16 protein-coding genes are annotated in these 14,902 nt (G+C 37.2%); 7 read left to right on the forward strand and 9 right to left on the reverse strand.

The genetic code is table 11. From position 1 onward, the window contains the following. Positions 1-39: 39 nt before the first annotated feature. On the forward strand, positions 40-2,058 hold the full coding sequence (locus JKA74_RS15390) for an OmpA family protein (RefSeq protein ID WP_201432112.1): 2,019 nt from the start codon (positions 40-42) through the stop codon (positions 2,056-2,058). A 221-nt stretch (positions 2,059-2,279) separates the two neighbouring features. Here JKA74_RS15390 and map read toward each other — a convergent pair whose 3' ends face one another. The 4 genes from map to JKA74_RS15410 are packed head-to-tail and all read right to left on the reverse strand — an operon-like array spanning position 2,280 to position 4,042. Next, on the reverse strand, positions 2,280-3,068 hold the full coding sequence (gene map / locus JKA74_RS15395) for a type I methionyl aminopeptidase (RefSeq protein WP_201432113.1): 789 nt from the start codon (positions 3,066-3,068) through the stop codon (positions 2,280-2,282). Next, positions 3,065-3,466, reverse strand: a complete 402-nt coding sequence (locus tag JKA74_RS15400) for a BT0820 family HAD-type phosphatase (protein WP_201432114.1) — start codon at positions 3,464-3,466, stop codon at positions 3,065-3,067. Before JKA74_RS15400 ends, map begins: the two co-directional genes overlap by 4 nt. Before the next feature lie 2 nt (positions 3,467-3,468). After that, entirely contained in the window at positions 3,469-3,771 is a 303-nt protein-coding gene (locus JKA74_RS15405; protein WP_201432115.1) for a hypothetical protein, read from the reverse strand. Positions 3,772-3,814: 43 nt separating this feature from the next. Beyond that, positions 3,815-4,042: a hypothetical protein gene (locus JKA74_RS15410; protein WP_201432116.1), complete on the reverse strand. Its 228-nt coding sequence runs from the start codon at positions 4,040-4,042 to the stop codon at positions 3,815-3,817. Between the two features lie 183 nt (positions 4,043-4,225). Here JKA74_RS15410 and JKA74_RS15415 point away from each other — a divergent pair, with 183 nt between their 5' ends. Then, positions 4,226-5,383: a 1-acyl-sn-glycerol-3-phosphate acyltransferase gene (locus tag JKA74_RS15415; RefSeq protein ID WP_201432117.1), complete on the forward strand. Its 1,158-nt coding sequence runs from the start codon at positions 4,226-4,228 to the stop codon at positions 5,381-5,383. Here the strand turns inward: JKA74_RS15415 and JKA74_RS15420 are convergent. Both JKA74_RS15420 and JKA74_RS15425 read right to left on the reverse strand, forming a co-directional pair. Beyond that, positions 5,378-5,914, reverse strand: a complete 537-nt coding sequence (locus tag JKA74_RS15420) for a hypothetical protein (RefSeq protein ID WP_201432118.1) — start codon at positions 5,912-5,914, stop codon at positions 5,378-5,380. The genes JKA74_RS15415 and JKA74_RS15420 overlap by 6 nt on opposite strands. A gap of 54 nt (positions 5,915-5,968) precedes the next feature. Then, the gene (locus JKA74_RS15425; RefSeq protein ID WP_201432119.1) at positions 5,969-7,000 is read right to left on the reverse strand and encodes an RluA family pseudouridine synthase; all 1,032 of its coding nucleotides are present in this window, start codon (positions 6,998-7,000) and stop codon (positions 5,969-5,971) included. 121 nt (positions 7,001-7,121) lie between these two features. Between JKA74_RS15425 and JKA74_RS15430 the strand changes: the two genes are divergently transcribed. Genes JKA74_RS15430 through JKA74_RS15450 form a run of 5 tightly spaced genes read left to right on the forward strand, consistent with a single transcriptional unit; the run spans position 7,122 to position 10,799 of the window. Further along, positions 7,122-8,000, forward strand: a complete 879-nt coding sequence (locus JKA74_RS15430) for an outer membrane beta-barrel protein (RefSeq protein WP_201432120.1) — start codon at positions 7,122-7,124, stop codon at positions 7,998-8,000. After that, on the forward strand, positions 7,997-9,154 hold the full coding sequence (locus JKA74_RS15435; protein WP_201432121.1) for a hypothetical protein: 1,158 nt from the start codon (positions 7,997-7,999) through the stop codon (positions 9,152-9,154). Before JKA74_RS15430 ends, JKA74_RS15435 begins: the two co-directional genes overlap by 4 nt. Positions 9,155-9,212: 58 nt before the next feature. Beyond that, positions 9,213-9,701 (forward strand): TlpA family protein disulfide reductase, encoded by a 489-nt coding sequence (locus JKA74_RS15440; protein ID WP_201432248.1) that lies wholly within the window; start codon positions 9,213-9,215, stop codon positions 9,699-9,701. Between the two features lie 5 nt (positions 9,702-9,706). Next, positions 9,707-10,303, forward strand: coding sequence for a thioredoxin family protein (locus JKA74_RS15445; RefSeq protein WP_201432122.1), 597 nt, complete (start codon positions 9,707-9,709; stop codon positions 10,301-10,303). Then, positions 10,275-10,799, forward strand: a complete 525-nt coding sequence (locus JKA74_RS15450; protein WP_201432123.1) for a hypothetical protein — start codon at positions 10,275-10,277, stop codon at positions 10,797-10,799. Before JKA74_RS15445 ends, JKA74_RS15450 begins: the two co-directional genes overlap by 29 nt. 9 nt (positions 10,800-10,808) lie before the next feature. On the opposite strand, the gene JKA74_RS15455 is transcribed toward JKA74_RS15450, so the two are convergent. The 3 genes from JKA74_RS15455 to recJ all read right to left on the reverse strand — a co-directional run bounded on the left by JKA74_RS15455 (position 10,809) and on the right by recJ (position 14,839). Further along, entirely contained in the window at positions 10,809-12,326 is a 1,518-nt protein-coding gene (locus tag JKA74_RS15455) for a GH3 auxin-responsive promoter family protein (protein WP_201432124.1), read from the reverse strand. A 1-nt stretch (position 12,327) separates the two neighbouring features. Further along, positions 12,328-13,062, reverse strand: coding sequence for an LPS export ABC transporter ATP-binding protein (gene lptB, locus JKA74_RS15460; RefSeq protein WP_201432125.1), 735 nt, complete (start codon positions 13,060-13,062; stop codon positions 12,328-12,330). A 70-nt stretch (positions 13,063-13,132) separates the two neighbouring features. Further along, positions 13,133-14,839, reverse strand: a complete 1,707-nt coding sequence (recJ, locus tag JKA74_RS15465) for a single-stranded-DNA-specific exonuclease RecJ (RefSeq protein WP_201432126.1) — start codon at positions 14,837-14,839, stop codon at positions 13,133-13,135. Positions 14,840-14,902 lie beyond the last annotated feature (63 nt).

Consider the following 14,902-nt stretch of genomic DNA (forward strand, 5'->3'; position numbering starts at 1 on the left):
TACTGGGTTCTATCAACCAATAAAAAACAAATTAAACAGATGAAATCAATCTATCTATTATTGAGTTTTTGCTTCATTTATTCAGCCTATGGACAGGAAAATAGCCAAAGAAAAGTAGTTGAAGGGATAAGCTCCAACAAATACACTGAATTTGCACCTAGCCTTTCTGCTGAGGGAAAAACAATTATTTACCAATCCGACATTGGGACAGGTTGGGAGTTATATGAATCAAAACTTCTTAGCGATGGTAGTTGGTCTGAACCTATTCCTTTAAAGGAAATAAATGAGAAGTGTAATTTTTTGGCAGGCCCTTCTTTAAGTTATGATGGAAACACCTTGTACTACACTGCTTTTATAGAAGGAGTATCGGAAACTGAAGATATATATTATTCAACAAGAGTTGGAGAATCTCAGTGGAGCGAACCCATTAACATTGGTGAGCCTATTAATACGGCAGAAGATTATGAAGGCTTTCCATCAGTTTCTTCAGATGGGAACTCTCTATATTTTATCAAAGTAAATTACGATAATGCGTACAATAAAAAGAGTAAAGAAAATTGTTTTAAAATATATGTTTCGCACAAAGCTGCTGATGGCACATGGGGCGAGCCGGAAGCTTTGCCTGAAACTATAAATTCAGGATGTGAGCGGGATCCCCGGATAATGGCCGATAACCATACCCTGATTTTCTCATCAATTAAGCCCGGAGGCAAGGGGAAATATGATATGTACCAGAGTCGGTTGCAGAATGATGGAAGCTGGAGTGAGCCTATTGCTTTAGATTATGTGAATTCAGAAGAAAGTGATCAGAGTCCTGGTATATCAGCTTCTGGTGACCTAATTTATTTTTATAGCAATGATGATATTTATGTTACTGAAATTCCTGCCGATTTCAGACAAATGATCAACATTACAGTTCAGGGGAAAGTATTGGTTACGGAGGATGGTAAACCTTTAAGAGCAGATGTTAAAGTATTCAATTTGGAGAGCGGAGAGTTGCTTGCCACTCAAAAAAGTAGCGAGGCTGATGGAAGATACAGTCTGGTTTTACAAGGCGGGATGAACTATGAAGTGGAATTTTCTCATCCTCAATATTTTCCCACCAAGGTAGTGCATGAATTAAAAAACGTTGAATCTTATAATGAGATTAAATCAGATATAAACCTGGCCTCTTCCTACAATATGAAATTTGTAGTGAAGGACAAGGACCTGGACAAGGTACTACCTTCTTTTTTTACATTATCAAATGGAAAGAGCAAGCTGTTATTTCAGGATTCTCTTCTAGCTTATAATCAACCTTTGAATTTAGACTTGTTTTCTGATGTAACTTATAAGTTGGTTGTGAAAGTACCGGAATACCCGGAATGGGAGGGGAGCATCCTTTTCGATCCCGAAACCTTTAATAAAGAGAATGATTTTGTGGTGGAAGTACCATTTGAGAAAGTGAAGGTAAAAGCAAATGTTACTGACATAGTAAGTAATCAAAAGATGCGGCTAAAAGTTTATTTCAAGAATCAGGATGAAGATGAAGTGGTCATTTCAGAAGATGATGAAGAAGTTTATTTAAGAAAAGGGAATCGTTATGAGGTGCTTACAAGTAGTGATAAAGGATATGTATTTTCTTCCTCAAGCATGGTAGCCGGAGAGGGGGAAATGGATGCTATGGGTAACTATGTAATCAATATGGAAGTAATGCGCATTGAAAAAGGTATGAATTTAAGCCTGAACAATATCGTTTTCGATTTGAATTCTGCTGAACTGGATTCAGTATCTTACTTTGGATTAGACGGGGTGATTGAATTGCTTAATAAAAATGGAAAGATTAAGATAGAAATTTCAGCCCATACGGATGATATAGGAGATGAAGATTATAACCTAAAGCTATCAGAGGAAAGGGCAGAATCAGTTGTAAAATATTTAATTGATAAGGGAATTAGTGTGAATAGAATAACCCCTAAAGGATATGGGGAGTCAGTGCCTAAAGTTCCAAATGATTCAGATATCAACAGAGCTATTAATAGAAGAGTAGAATTGATAGTAACCGGAACCGGGGAATAATTTTGAAGATAATAAAGTACTTCTAATATTAAGATGTTACCAAAAAAGTCAAACAAATTAAGTTTGACGAAATAAATAAAGGGCTTGTATTTCCTTCAGATGGGGACTGATGCCGGATTAATCAGGATCGTTAAAAAATAAAGAGAATTCATTACCCTCACAAGCAGTTCAGTTATAACCTGAACTACTTGTGAGGGTCATAAGCTATTAACCATTATGAATCAGATTAAAGCTCCTTTTTTAGTCAATGCTTCTTCTACATAATCAAAGGTGGAAAGGATATCAGGCTTTCCATCTACAATGGCTACATCGTGTTCAAAATGAGCTGAATATCTTCCGTCAGAGGTGACAATTGACCATCCATCAGCCAGTTGACGTATATTTCTACTGCCCAGGTTAATCATTGGCTCAATGGCCAGTACCATTCCCTCTTTAAGCTTCACTCCCCGACCTCTCTTTCCATAGTTAGGTACTTCCGGAGACTCATGCATTTCTCTTCCTAATCCATGGCCTACAAGTTCTCTTACTACTCCATAACCGTTTTTTTCTGCATGTTGCTGTATAGCGAATCCTATATCGCCAGTTCTGTTACCTGCTTTACATTCTTCTATCCCCAAATAAAGGGATTCTTTGGTTATTTTTAAGAGTTTTTCTATTTCCGGGCTCACTTCTCCAACAGCAAAAGTATAGGCGTGGTCTCCATAAAATCCGTTCATTATTACTCCACAATCAATAGAGATAATGTCTCCTTCCTTTAAAGGAACTTTGGAAGGGAATCCATGTACAACTTGCTCATTAGGGCTCATACACAAAGTGTTGGGGAAATCATATAATCCAAGAAATCCGGGCACACCACCATGGTCACGGATAAATTCCTCTGCTTTTTTGTCCAGTTCTAAAGAAGAAATGCCAGGTTCCAAAAGTTCAGCCATAAGGCCAAGGGTTTTTGAAACTAAAAGGGCACTTTTCCTCATTAACTCTATTTCTTCTTTCGTCTTTAAATGGATCATCTGAATAAATCTTTAATTTTCTCCCAAAAACTCCTTTTGGGGAGCTTATATTCAACTGGATTATTACCTAAAAGTTCCCATACTTTGCTCCATCCTACAAAACCACCAATGTTTCTGTCGTCTATAAAAATGTCAACATTTAACTTCCTGCTTTGCTCAGGTTCAAGTACTTCTTCAGGGAAATTTTTATTGACAGCATAAAATTCTATGCCATAGCTTTCACAAAAATCAATTGCTTTTTTTAAGGATTCCCCTTCTCGTACGGTCCAAAGAATTAACTGGTGCCTCTCTTTTTGTAATTGTAAAAGTGTTTCTATAGCAAAAAGATTAGGTTTGCCAATGCCCGGATACTTATCTTCTACTATAGTACCATCAAAATCAACTGCAATTTTTAGCATTTTTAATTCCCCTTATATTTTGCCCTGTACTTCGCTTTGATCAGCAAACGATCGTAAATTAATTCTGCCAATGATTCTGAAATATTTCCACTGCTTTCAGGACTCAAAGTTAAGGCAAATTCTTTTTCTGACACATCAATTCTGTACATAATCCGCACAAGCTTTTGAAAATCCGCATCCAATAAGTGGGAAATATAGGGAGATATTTTTTGAATGAATAGTGTTTTATTATTACATGCTTCAGAAATATTGACTTCCGGCAATAATCTTTCTGATAATAACTGAAGTTCATTGGAATAGCTCATGACAGCTGATTTTGTCACAAAGCTATAAATTTACTCCACCTTATTAAAGGCTAACGTCTAGTAATGTATTGTTTTGTTCAAACTGAAAATCGAACCAATAGGTGTAATCCTGGTAATCTACACAGCCTTCCAATGTAATATTGTTGATCTGCAATTGCATCAAACAATTATCAGGTATCCAGGTTTGGAAATCCAATTGTTGCTCAAAAGGCAGGGAGGAAATTTGAATGAAATTAATTCCCTTGTGGAAGTTAGGGCTAGCTTTTAACATATTTAAGTAATTTACGAAACAAAAGTACAGTCTTTAAACGTCAAACATGTTAATTCTGTGTTAATCAATTATAAAATTTAAATATCCCCACTAAATAACAGGATATTTATGGCTATTTTTCGATTAAAATGGGAGTTTTTAGCTTAAAAATGCCTTATTTCGTATTTATATTTTTTAAAAACTATGGATTATTCAGAAGCATTTGAAACAATCAGACCCTATCATGATACGGAAGTACAGGCAGCAATCAAAAGATTTATTAGCCATCCTTTCTTTGATCAGATAGCAGAAAAGTTGTTTCCTGACAAATCCATCGTGGACCTAAAACAACAGCTTTCTCAAATTCAATCTGTCAAAGAGTTTCAAGCAGTAATGATGTATCCATCTGCAAGAAGAGTACTGGATAGGAGCTCCGAAGGGATCAGCTATGAAGGCTTTGAAAAGTTAGAAAAACATAAATCTTACCTCTTCATTTCAAACCATAGAGATATAGTATTGGATTCAGCCATTCTGAATGTTTTGCTTTTTGAACACCAGTTGGGTACTACAGAGGTAGCAATAGGTGATAACCTTTTGGTAAATGATTGGATAACAGATTTTGCAAAGTTGAATAAGAATTTCATTGTGAACAGAAATGTGGCTCCAAGAGAAATGTACTCCTATTCCCTCATACTTTCAGCTTACATCAGGTATACCCTTCTTGAGAAAAAAACTTCCATTTGGATTGCCCAAAGGGAAGGAAGAACCAAGGACGGAGATGATCAAACACAACAAGGCTTATTGAAAATGATTGGCCTGGACGGAGGGGATGATTTCTATGAAAATTATGCGCCCTTGAGAATTGCACCTATGGCTATTTCCTATGAATATGATCCATGTGATGTGTTAAAGGCAAGGGAAATACAATATAAAATGGCAGGAAAACCATTACAGAAAACCCCTGGAGATGATTTGAAAAGTATGATTACCGGTATCACAGGCATTAAAGGGCGTGTACATTTATCTATTGGAAAGATAGTGGATGAGAAGCTGAGAGAAATCAAGGAAATTAAAAACAAAAATGATCAGATGCAGGCATTGGCCGATTTAATAGATGAACGCATCCATCAAAATTATAAGCTGTGGCCTACTAACTTCATTGCCTATGATTGGCTGGTGGAAGAAAGATTTTCTGATCATTACACTAAAGAGGAGGCTGAAAAGTTTGAAGATTATTTAAGAAAACAAGTTCAAACCTTTTCAGGTGATTTCAAGTCGTTGCGAGATCCGCTATTGGCTATGTACGCAAACCCCGTGAAAAACAAGCTAAAGCTTGATGGAGTGTTCGAAAGTAACTTATAAAATTTTCGCTCTTACCTCAAACACCATTTTGGCATTTATCTCAGTCGTGGAATTAACACTTTCACGAATGACCACATCATACCTCAAATCATAAGTACTTTCTTTAATATACTCATCCAGGTTTGCACCTGTGGTTTCCAATTCCAGTATACTTCCAATATCAGTGGGAATTTCATTTTTCTCAGCCAATAAGGTTTCGCCTTTTGTATCATTGCTGATGTAGATTTTAACGCTTCTCAAAAACTTGAAAGTCCTGGCTTCCGGGCTTGTGATGGTCAATGTAAGCTCTTTTAAATTAGCATTCTCCACCAAATCTGCCCTGGTGTTGTTGTTTTCAAATGATTGTTGAGAAGAAGAACTTACATCCGGGGTGTTTAAATCAACAGGTAAATCTACTACCGCTGATGATGGAATAGAGAAGTTAACATTATTGGTAATATTAAAGGTGGTAACGTCCTTTATCTTTTCATCAAGATTACAGGCTGTCAACATAAAAAGTAGGATGAAATAAAGAAAAAATCTAATTGGCATCTTATTATTGGTTTTGTTTTAATTATTTCAAGCTACAAAAACTTGATCAGAAATCTAATTAAACTGGATATAGCTTTCCCATTTCTCTAATAATTGAATGAAATCGGCCGGTAACTCGGAATCGAATTGCACATGTTTATTAGTGGCAGGATGAATAAAACCCAATGATTTTGCATGAAGAGCTTGCCTGGGTAAAATTTTGAAACAATTGTCCACAAATGATTTGTACTTGGAAAACTTGGTTCCTTTTAAAATTCTATCACCACCATAGGTTGCATCATTGAAAAGGGGATGACCTAAATACTTCATATGCGCTCTGATTTGATGTGTCCTCCCGGTTTCCAGGTTGCACTGTACAAGTGTAACATAACGAAGTGTGTTCAGCACCTTGTAATGAGTTACTGCATGTCTGCCGAAATCACCTTCAGGAAAAGCATCTGTTATGCGCCTGTCTTTTAGACTCCTGCCCAAATGTACATCAATAGTTCCCTCAGCTTCTTTCGGCTCTCCCCAGATCAATGCATAATAGGTTCTTTCTATACTATGGTCAAAAAACTGTTTAGCCAAATGTGTCATTGCTTTTTCTGTTTTAGCAATTACCAGCAAGCCCGAAGTGTCTTTATCTATTCTGTGCACCAGGCCGGGACGGCCTTCATTCCCTTCCATTTGAGGAAGTTGCTGAAAATGATAGGCAAGAGCATTTACTAAAGTGCCGCTCCAGTTCTGATGGGCCGGATGTACCACCATTCCAGCTTCTTTGTTAACTATTAGTAATTCTTTGTCTTCGTAAACTATATTAAGAGGAATGTCCTCAGGTTTTACATCTGTATCACGAGGAGGTTCCGGCAATGCAATTCTTATGTCATCTTCAGGGTGTACTCTGTAGTTGGGTTTAATGCTAGCCTGGTTCACCTTTACAAAACCATCTTTAATGGCCTGTTGCACTTTGTTCCTGGTTACATTCGGTAATCTGTCCATTAAAAATTTATCGATCCTCATCAACTCTTGTTTAGGATCTACTTTGATATGATAATGCTCAAATAAAGCTTCTTCTTCCTGCTCTGTATATTCTTCTTTTTCTTGCATGTTGTAATATTCCTTACAAAGATACTAAAAAGAACTATCCATAACAGTTGTCATATCACATCAGATATTTTGAAAGGTAATTTTTTTATGGGATATTTATCCCTTTGTATGAATTATTGTGATGTTTAGACTGCTATATTGCCTATTTTTCCTATTTCCTGTATTTAATATACAGGCACAGTCCACATATGACAGACTGAATAAAAATCCATTCAAGCAAACCCAATGGTACATTGGAGTGAGGGGAGGGGCTAATTATAATTTGGTTAACCCGATTAATCGGCATAGTGTCATTAAACCCACCAATGATTTGGATGAAGCTCTTTACGAAAAGAGTTATCAATCAGTGGAGAATATAGGGGTTATTTATGGCTTAACTGCCATGTTTCAATTTGATCAAAAATTTGTAGTGGGCACCAACCTTTCAATTAACCAGGTCAGGTTTAACTATCTGCAGGATTTACCCGCAGATGTTAATAGTATCAGCTTCGATCATCAGCATGACTTTCAATATTTTGATGTGCCCGTTTTCTTTCGGGTGATGTTCAGGCCAGCTACCAACCGTTTTTGGAACAACTCATCAAGAAAGCCAAAAGTGCCTGCCATCATACCATTTCTTCAGGTGGGACTAAACTTTAGCATTCTAATGGACGCTGAAAAATCAGTGGAAAGGAGTATAAGCCAGGATGGGTTGAAAATACAGGATCTTTCATTTTCTGAAAATGTGGACGAGCTTCTGAATCCTTTTACTGCAGGAATATTTGCAGGAGGTGGGTTCCGATTTAGGTTGGGCAATATATACCTGACAACAGAAGTTAATTTCAGACAAGGGTTTTCCAATGTTACAGATACTGAAAGGCGGTTTGCAAACCAAAACCTTATAGATAATGCCTATGATGTATTTGATGATAAAAATTTTCAGTCTTTTGAGGTACTGGTAGGGATTTTGGTTCCATTGAAATACCTAAGTACGAAAGAGTTTATCCCAATTGAAATATGAGATTGTTTTTAGTTTGTGTAATTGCTTTTATGATGGTTTCTTGTCAAAAGGATACTGAAGCGTTTCTACCAACAGAAAAATTCAACAGTATTTTTGATAACCCTACTGAAGGCCAGAACTATGAACCAATAGATGTTGCTCAAACAGAGGATGGCGGTTATTTGATCCTTGCTTCTACAAATAGTAATCAGGTATTTGTAATGAAAGTAAGCCCAAGAGGTGAATTTATTTGGAGCAAAACCATGTCTTCAGCCTACATTAGTCCTGTTGGCAACATCGTTAAAAATCAAGGAAACTATTATTTCATTGTTTCTACACTTACTGACCGCACTGCAGTTTTGGTAGAAGTAAAAGATTTTGATCAAATTGTAGAACCATTAAGGAATTATACCGGATACCGGAGGCCGTTGGCGTTCGGGTATTTGAATCCGGATAATTATTTGTTGCTCACCCATAATGATACAATTGGGGCAGTCTTAAGCAAAATTCAAGAAGGCTTTGCAATGGAATGGGCCAGAGGTTACGATGAGTTTGAAGAGGCTAATTCCACGCTTGATGACTACCTTGACTCCAACACTCCGGAGTTTTTTGTGGGGGCATATAACAATGGAAGTAATATTTATTTTAATACACTACGACCAGATGGTATGACTATGACCTACGCAAATGATCAAGGTATAGAAACCGGAAGAATTAGTGCTACTGATGGGGATGGTATCAATTCTATTATTACTTCGAATGATGGTAAAGGTAGTTTTAATTACACTTTGGGAAACCAATCTTTTTTTGCGAATGGGACTAATTTGGCTAATAATGATTCTACTTATATTAGCCAGCTTGATGGAGAACTTCAGCCAGATCGATTAAGTAATAAAAAAGCACTTTCTTTGTCTATTGAGTTATCTGCTACACCCTATATAGTCAATGCTTTCACTACAGTGGATGGCAGAATCAAACTTGCTTTTTATTCGGACAATTCCCGTGAATTGTCGGCCATTGAATATGTCGGAGGAAATGATCCAATGGAAGTAGTGAAAATTATGGCAACAGAGGATCAAGGCCTTGTAGTACTTGCTAAAATCATAATGGGGGGAGTAAAACAGAGAATAAGCCTTTTTAAAATTCCAAAAGAAGAAATAGTCGATCTGTTTTAATAGGGACTATTATTATATGGACGGAAAAACTAGTGAAAAGAATATACGTTTATTGGTTATGATAAAGAAAATAACACTCATAGTACTCTTTTTTGCTTTCGTTCAGCAGCCGGATGGGCTTGCTCAAAGGAATGCTATCAGGATTATTGAGGTTCCTGAGCTGGAGGAACTAATTCAGGCGGAACAGGGCAAGTTGAAAGTGATCAACTTTTGGGCGACATGGTGCAAACCATGTATAAAAGAATTACCTTATTTTGTTGAGGCTCAAAAGAAATTTCCTGATGTTGAGTTTATATTTGTCAGCCTTGATTTTGCTGAAAATGAAAGCAAGGTTCAAGCATTTTCTAAAAAGAAAGGTTTGGATAAAAGCAAAATGTATCTGATAGACGACCTGGATTACAATTCCTGGATAGATAAGGTTTCTCCTGACTGGTCAGGCGCCATACCCGGCACTTTAATTGTCAGCATGAATGGAAAGGATTTTTATGAAAAGGAGTTTCATTCAGGAGAATTGGAAGAGCTTATTAGAAAGAAAAACAAAAAATAACTATTATGAAAAATTATCTGATTTTAGGATTGGTTTTACTGTTTTCAGTAGCCTTTACAGCCAACAAGAATGGCTATGCTGTTGGTGATATCGCTACGGATTTCTCGTTAAAAAATGTAAATGGGGAAATGGTTTCCCTCAAGGATTATGAGGATGCAAAAGGATATATTGTGATCTTTACATGCAATACTTGCCCTTATTCTATAGCTTATGAGGATAGAATCATCGCATTGCAAAGTAAGTATGCAGAGCAAGGATTTCCTGTAATTGCCATTAACCCTAATGATGACAAGAAATCTCCTAAGGATTCATTTGAAAAAATGAAAGTAAGGGCAAAAGAAAAGATGTTTAATTTTCCTTATGTTTATGATGAAACCCAGGAAGTAACCAAGGCCTATGGTGCTACCAATACACCCCATGTCTACGTGCTTGATGCCAAAAGAACAGTAAAGTATATTGGTGCCATTGATAATAATACCAAAAGTGCAGCTGATGCAGATAAAAAATATGTGGAAGATGCAGTAAATGCTTTATTAGCTGGAAAAGAAGTTCCTGTTGAAAAAACCAAAGCTATTGGCTGTACTATTAAGTGGGCGCTATAAAGTAGTTAGAAATAAGATTGAAATTTATGCCCGTACATTATTGTATGGGCTTTTTTATGATATGAAAAGACATCCTGCCTTAATTCCTTTTAGCAAACAGCACCATCAAATGTTAGTGGTATCCCAGGTACTCAAATCAGATGTTCCTGATTACAAAGGAATGCCATCCGGCTTGAAAGAAAAGAATATTTTTCTAAAGGAGAAATTTAAAGAGGTTATCGTGCCCAATATTAATATGCATCGAAAGCAGCTTTATCCAGCTTTGCTGAAAGGAAACTTTTCTAATGTTGAATTAATAGAAAAAATAAAGGAACAAGAAGATCTTATTCTGTTGGTTTATAAGGAATTAATAATAGGGAATGTGCTTCAGGAAAGTCAATTGAATGATTTAGGCTATGCCATTGACAGCATGATAAGAGTAAAGGAAAGAAAGCTTTATGAATTGATACAATCGGAGAGTGAAATCAATCTGGATGATTTGGAAATCAAAAGCTAAAAGGGCTCCTTATTTGATCATTTCCAATAAATCTTCAAGATACTCCCTGCTGTTGGAAAGTCGTGGCACTTTATTTTGACCACCTAATTTTCCTCTTTTGCGCATCCAGTTATAGAATGTGCCTTTGGAAACAGGATGGATAATCAATCGCTGAAGAGCTATATCTTTTTGTCTTTTAGCATCATAGTCGGAATTAATTTTCCTGATCTCATCATCCAGTTGGTTGGCAAAATCCTCTATGTCAGTTGGTGCTTTACCAAACTCTATAATCCATTCATGCGCACCGCTTTTTCTATGTTCAAGGTGTTTGGGGGCAGCCGTAAAATTATCCACTGTCACTCCCATTCTCTTACAAACCTCTGCAACCGCTTTTTCTGCATTTTCAATCATTAATTCTTCGCCAAATGCATTGATAAAGTGCTTGGTTCTGCCACTTATTTTGATTCTGTAAGGGCTTAATGAGGTAAACCTGATAGTGTCTCCAATACGATATCTCCATAGTCCTGCATTGGTGGTTATCACTAATTCATACACCTCATGCAATTGCACCTCATGGAGACGAAGTGTTTCCGGTTGTTCCTTATCAGCATCCTCCAATCGGATAAATTCATAGAAAATACCATAATCAAGCATTAAGAGCATTTCATTGGAGTCTAACTGGTCTTGTATCCCAAAGAATCCTTCAGAGGCATTGTAAGTCTCCACATAATTCATCTTCGGGGATTTGATTAAATCTTCGAAAAGTGGACGATAAGGCACAAATGATACGGCTCCATGCATAAATAATTCCAAATTGGGCCAAACTTCAGAAATATCGCTTTTCCCGGTGATATCTAATATCCTTTGGAGTAATACGACTGTCCATGTAGGCACCCCGGAAAGACTGGTTACATCTTCTTTGAGGGTGGCCTGTGCCATTGCTTCAATTTTATTCTCCCATTCATCCATGAGAGCAATCTCAAGGCTTGGTGTACGGATGATTTGTACCCAGAAAGGCAGGTTTTTCATAATCACAGCTGAAACATCTCCATAGAAAGAGTTAGAGTTATTGTCGAACTGATTAACCTGTTGGCTGCCACCTACACTCAAATTTTTGCCGGTAAATAATCTTGATTCAGGATTGTTGTTCAAATAAATAGACAACAAATCCTTGCCACCTTTAAAATGACAATCTTCAAGGGCTTCATCCGAAACGGGGATAAATTTACTTCTGTCGTTAGTGGTGCCCGATGATTTGGCAAACCAACGTATTTCTGTTGGCCAGAGGATATTTTGATCCCCTTTTAATAGCTCATCTATATAAGGGAATATTTGTTCATAGGAGAATAATGGAACACGGTTTTTATATGCTTCGTAAGTTTTTAGCTCCTCGAACTGGTATTTTTTTCCGAATTTGGTGTTTCTGGCCCTGTAAACCAATCGGTGCAATAATTCACTCTGAACTTCATGTGGATATTTCATGAAAAGCTCCACTTCGTGAATCCGCTTTTTCATTACCCAGGTCATGATAGAATTCAGAAATTCCATACTATTTCAGTTTACGCTTTAATTCGAAGTGTTTACCCAAATAAACCCTTCTTACCTGCTCATCATTGGCTAAATCTTCGGCAGATCCTGCTTTTAATAATTTGCCTTCAAACATCAGATAGGCCCTGTCTGTAATGGAAAGGGTTTCGTTTACATTGTGATCGGTAATAAGGATTCCAATGTTTTTTTCCTTGAGTTTGCCTACTATGGTTTGGATTTCTTCCACGGCAATAGGATCCACACCAGCAAATGGCTCATCCAATAACACGAAATTAGGATCCATGGCAAGTGCCCTTGCAATTTCAGTTCGCCTTCTTTCTCCACCGGAAAGTACCATTCCTTTATTCTTCCGCACATGGGTCAGACTAAATTCCTCCATTAAAGACTCCATTTTCTCCACGCGCGCTTTCTTGCTGATCTTGCGCATCTCTAAAACAGCCATTAGGTTTTCTTCCACTGTCAGGGAGCGGAATACTGAAGCTTCCTGTGCTAAGTAACCCACGCCCTTTTTTGCTCTTTGGTACATGGGTAATTTGGTGATATTAATGTCATCCAGGAAAATTTCTCCGGAATTGGGCTTTACCAACCCTACAATCATGTAAAAAGATGTAGTTTTTCCTGCACCATTAGGGCCTAATAAACCCACAATTTCACCTTGTTCCACACTTACAGAAATGTGATCTACAACAGTCCTGTTTTTATATTTTTTTACAAGGTTTTCAGCTCTTAAAATCATGTGACTTTTTAAATGTTTTACCGGATACTAAGCAACAAGCGTACCTTAAACAGCAAAGTAACAAAAATAATTATTCAAAGCGGATATCTTTCAGATAAAGCTGTAAAGATTTATAACCGTTGTATTCATTCTCTTGTATGGTAAATGCCAATTCAAAACTTTCAGCTGTTTCCAATTGGTCTTTAAAATGTGCCAATCCAAAGCCTATGGCATGTAAATTTTGCTTCCCGTTTTTATCTTTCACTATTATTTTCAGGTGTTGGTCTTTTAATATACGGGGTGTTTCAAAGAGCTCCAGATTTCTGGCAGCAAATACCGGTTGCATATTTCCCGGGCCAAAGGGATCCATTTGAGATAGAATGTGGTAAAACCTTTCAGTAATTTGATCCAGGCAAACATAAGCATCAATATGAACCTTCGCCTGAAGTTGTTCTTCGGTAATGGTTGAATTTACAATAGTGTTGAACTTTTCGGTAAAAGCAGTAATGTTTTCAATGGGTAAGGTTAAGCCTGCTGCGTGTGTATGGCCTCCAAACTGGCTTAGTAGCTCAGCACAAGATTCTATGGCGGCATGGATATCAAAACCTTTAACAGATCTGGCCGATCCTGTGGCCAAACCATTGGACTCCGTTAAAATGATGGTTGGCCTGTGGTAATGCTCAATACATCTGGAGGCTACAATTCCTATCACGCCTTTATGCCAGTCTTCCTGAAATAAAACAGTAGCTTTAGCTAATTTCAATGTTTCATCAGAGGCTATTTTGTTTAAAGCCTGAAGGGTAATGTTCTGATCAAAATCTTTTCTGCGATTGTTCTTGTCACTAATCTGGCTGGCAATGATAGTGGCTTCATCCTCATTAATGGCAGCTAAAAGTTTCACTGCTAAATGGGCATGGTCAATCCTTCCCGCAGCATTTATTTTGGGACCTAACTGAAAAACCAGGTGAGAGATAGTGATTTTTCCTTTCAAACCCGAGACCTCCAGCAATGCTTTGATGCCAGGCCTTGGATTGAAATTAATTTTTTCAAGTCCGTAAAAAGCCAAAATTCTATTCTCTCCGGTTACAGGAACAATATCAGCAGCTATACTTACAGAAACCAGATCCAGGAATTCAAAAGCCCGATGTTCTGCTATGTCATTTTGGATACAATAAGCCTGAATCAATTTAAAACCTACACCACAACCGGAAAGTTCTTTAAAAGGATATTGGCAATCTTTCCTTTTCGGATCCAAAACAGCTATTGCTTCCGGTAAATGCTCACCTGGTAAATGGTGGTCGCAAATGATAAAGTCAATTTTTTTCTGATTGGCATATGCGATTTTATCAACTGCTTTTATGCCACAATCCAAACTTATTATCAGGCTGCAATTTTGCTCGACTGCATAATCAATGCCTTGAGTGGAAATACCATAACCTTCTGCATATCTGTCGGGAATATAATAGCTTACTTTAGGATGAATGGAGGTAAGGAAACTGTGCATCATGGCAACAGAAGTGGTGCCATCTACATCATAATCGCCATAAACCAAAATATGTTCCTTGTTTTTGATGGCGGTCTGAATGCGCTTTACTGCCACATCCATATCCTTCATTGAAAATGGATCGTTCAGTTGATCTAGTTCAGGCCGAAAAAAATCTTTAGCCTGATCAAAATGAGTGATACCACGTTGAATGAGAATTTGACATAATACAGCATTCACATTGATGGCACTTGATAATTCATCAATTACATCAGCATTGGGAATAGCTTCAAAAATCCATTTTTTGATTTCCATGGCTACAAAATTAAAAGGCTTCGCTGGAAATCGAAGCCTTTAATGGTTTTATAAATCTATTTT

The sequence above is a fragment of the Marivirga aurantiaca genome, from assembly GCF_016679925.1.
Taxonomy (GTDB): domain Bacteria; phylum Bacteroidota; class Bacteroidia; order Cytophagales; family Cyclobacteriaceae; genus Marivirga; species Marivirga aurantiaca.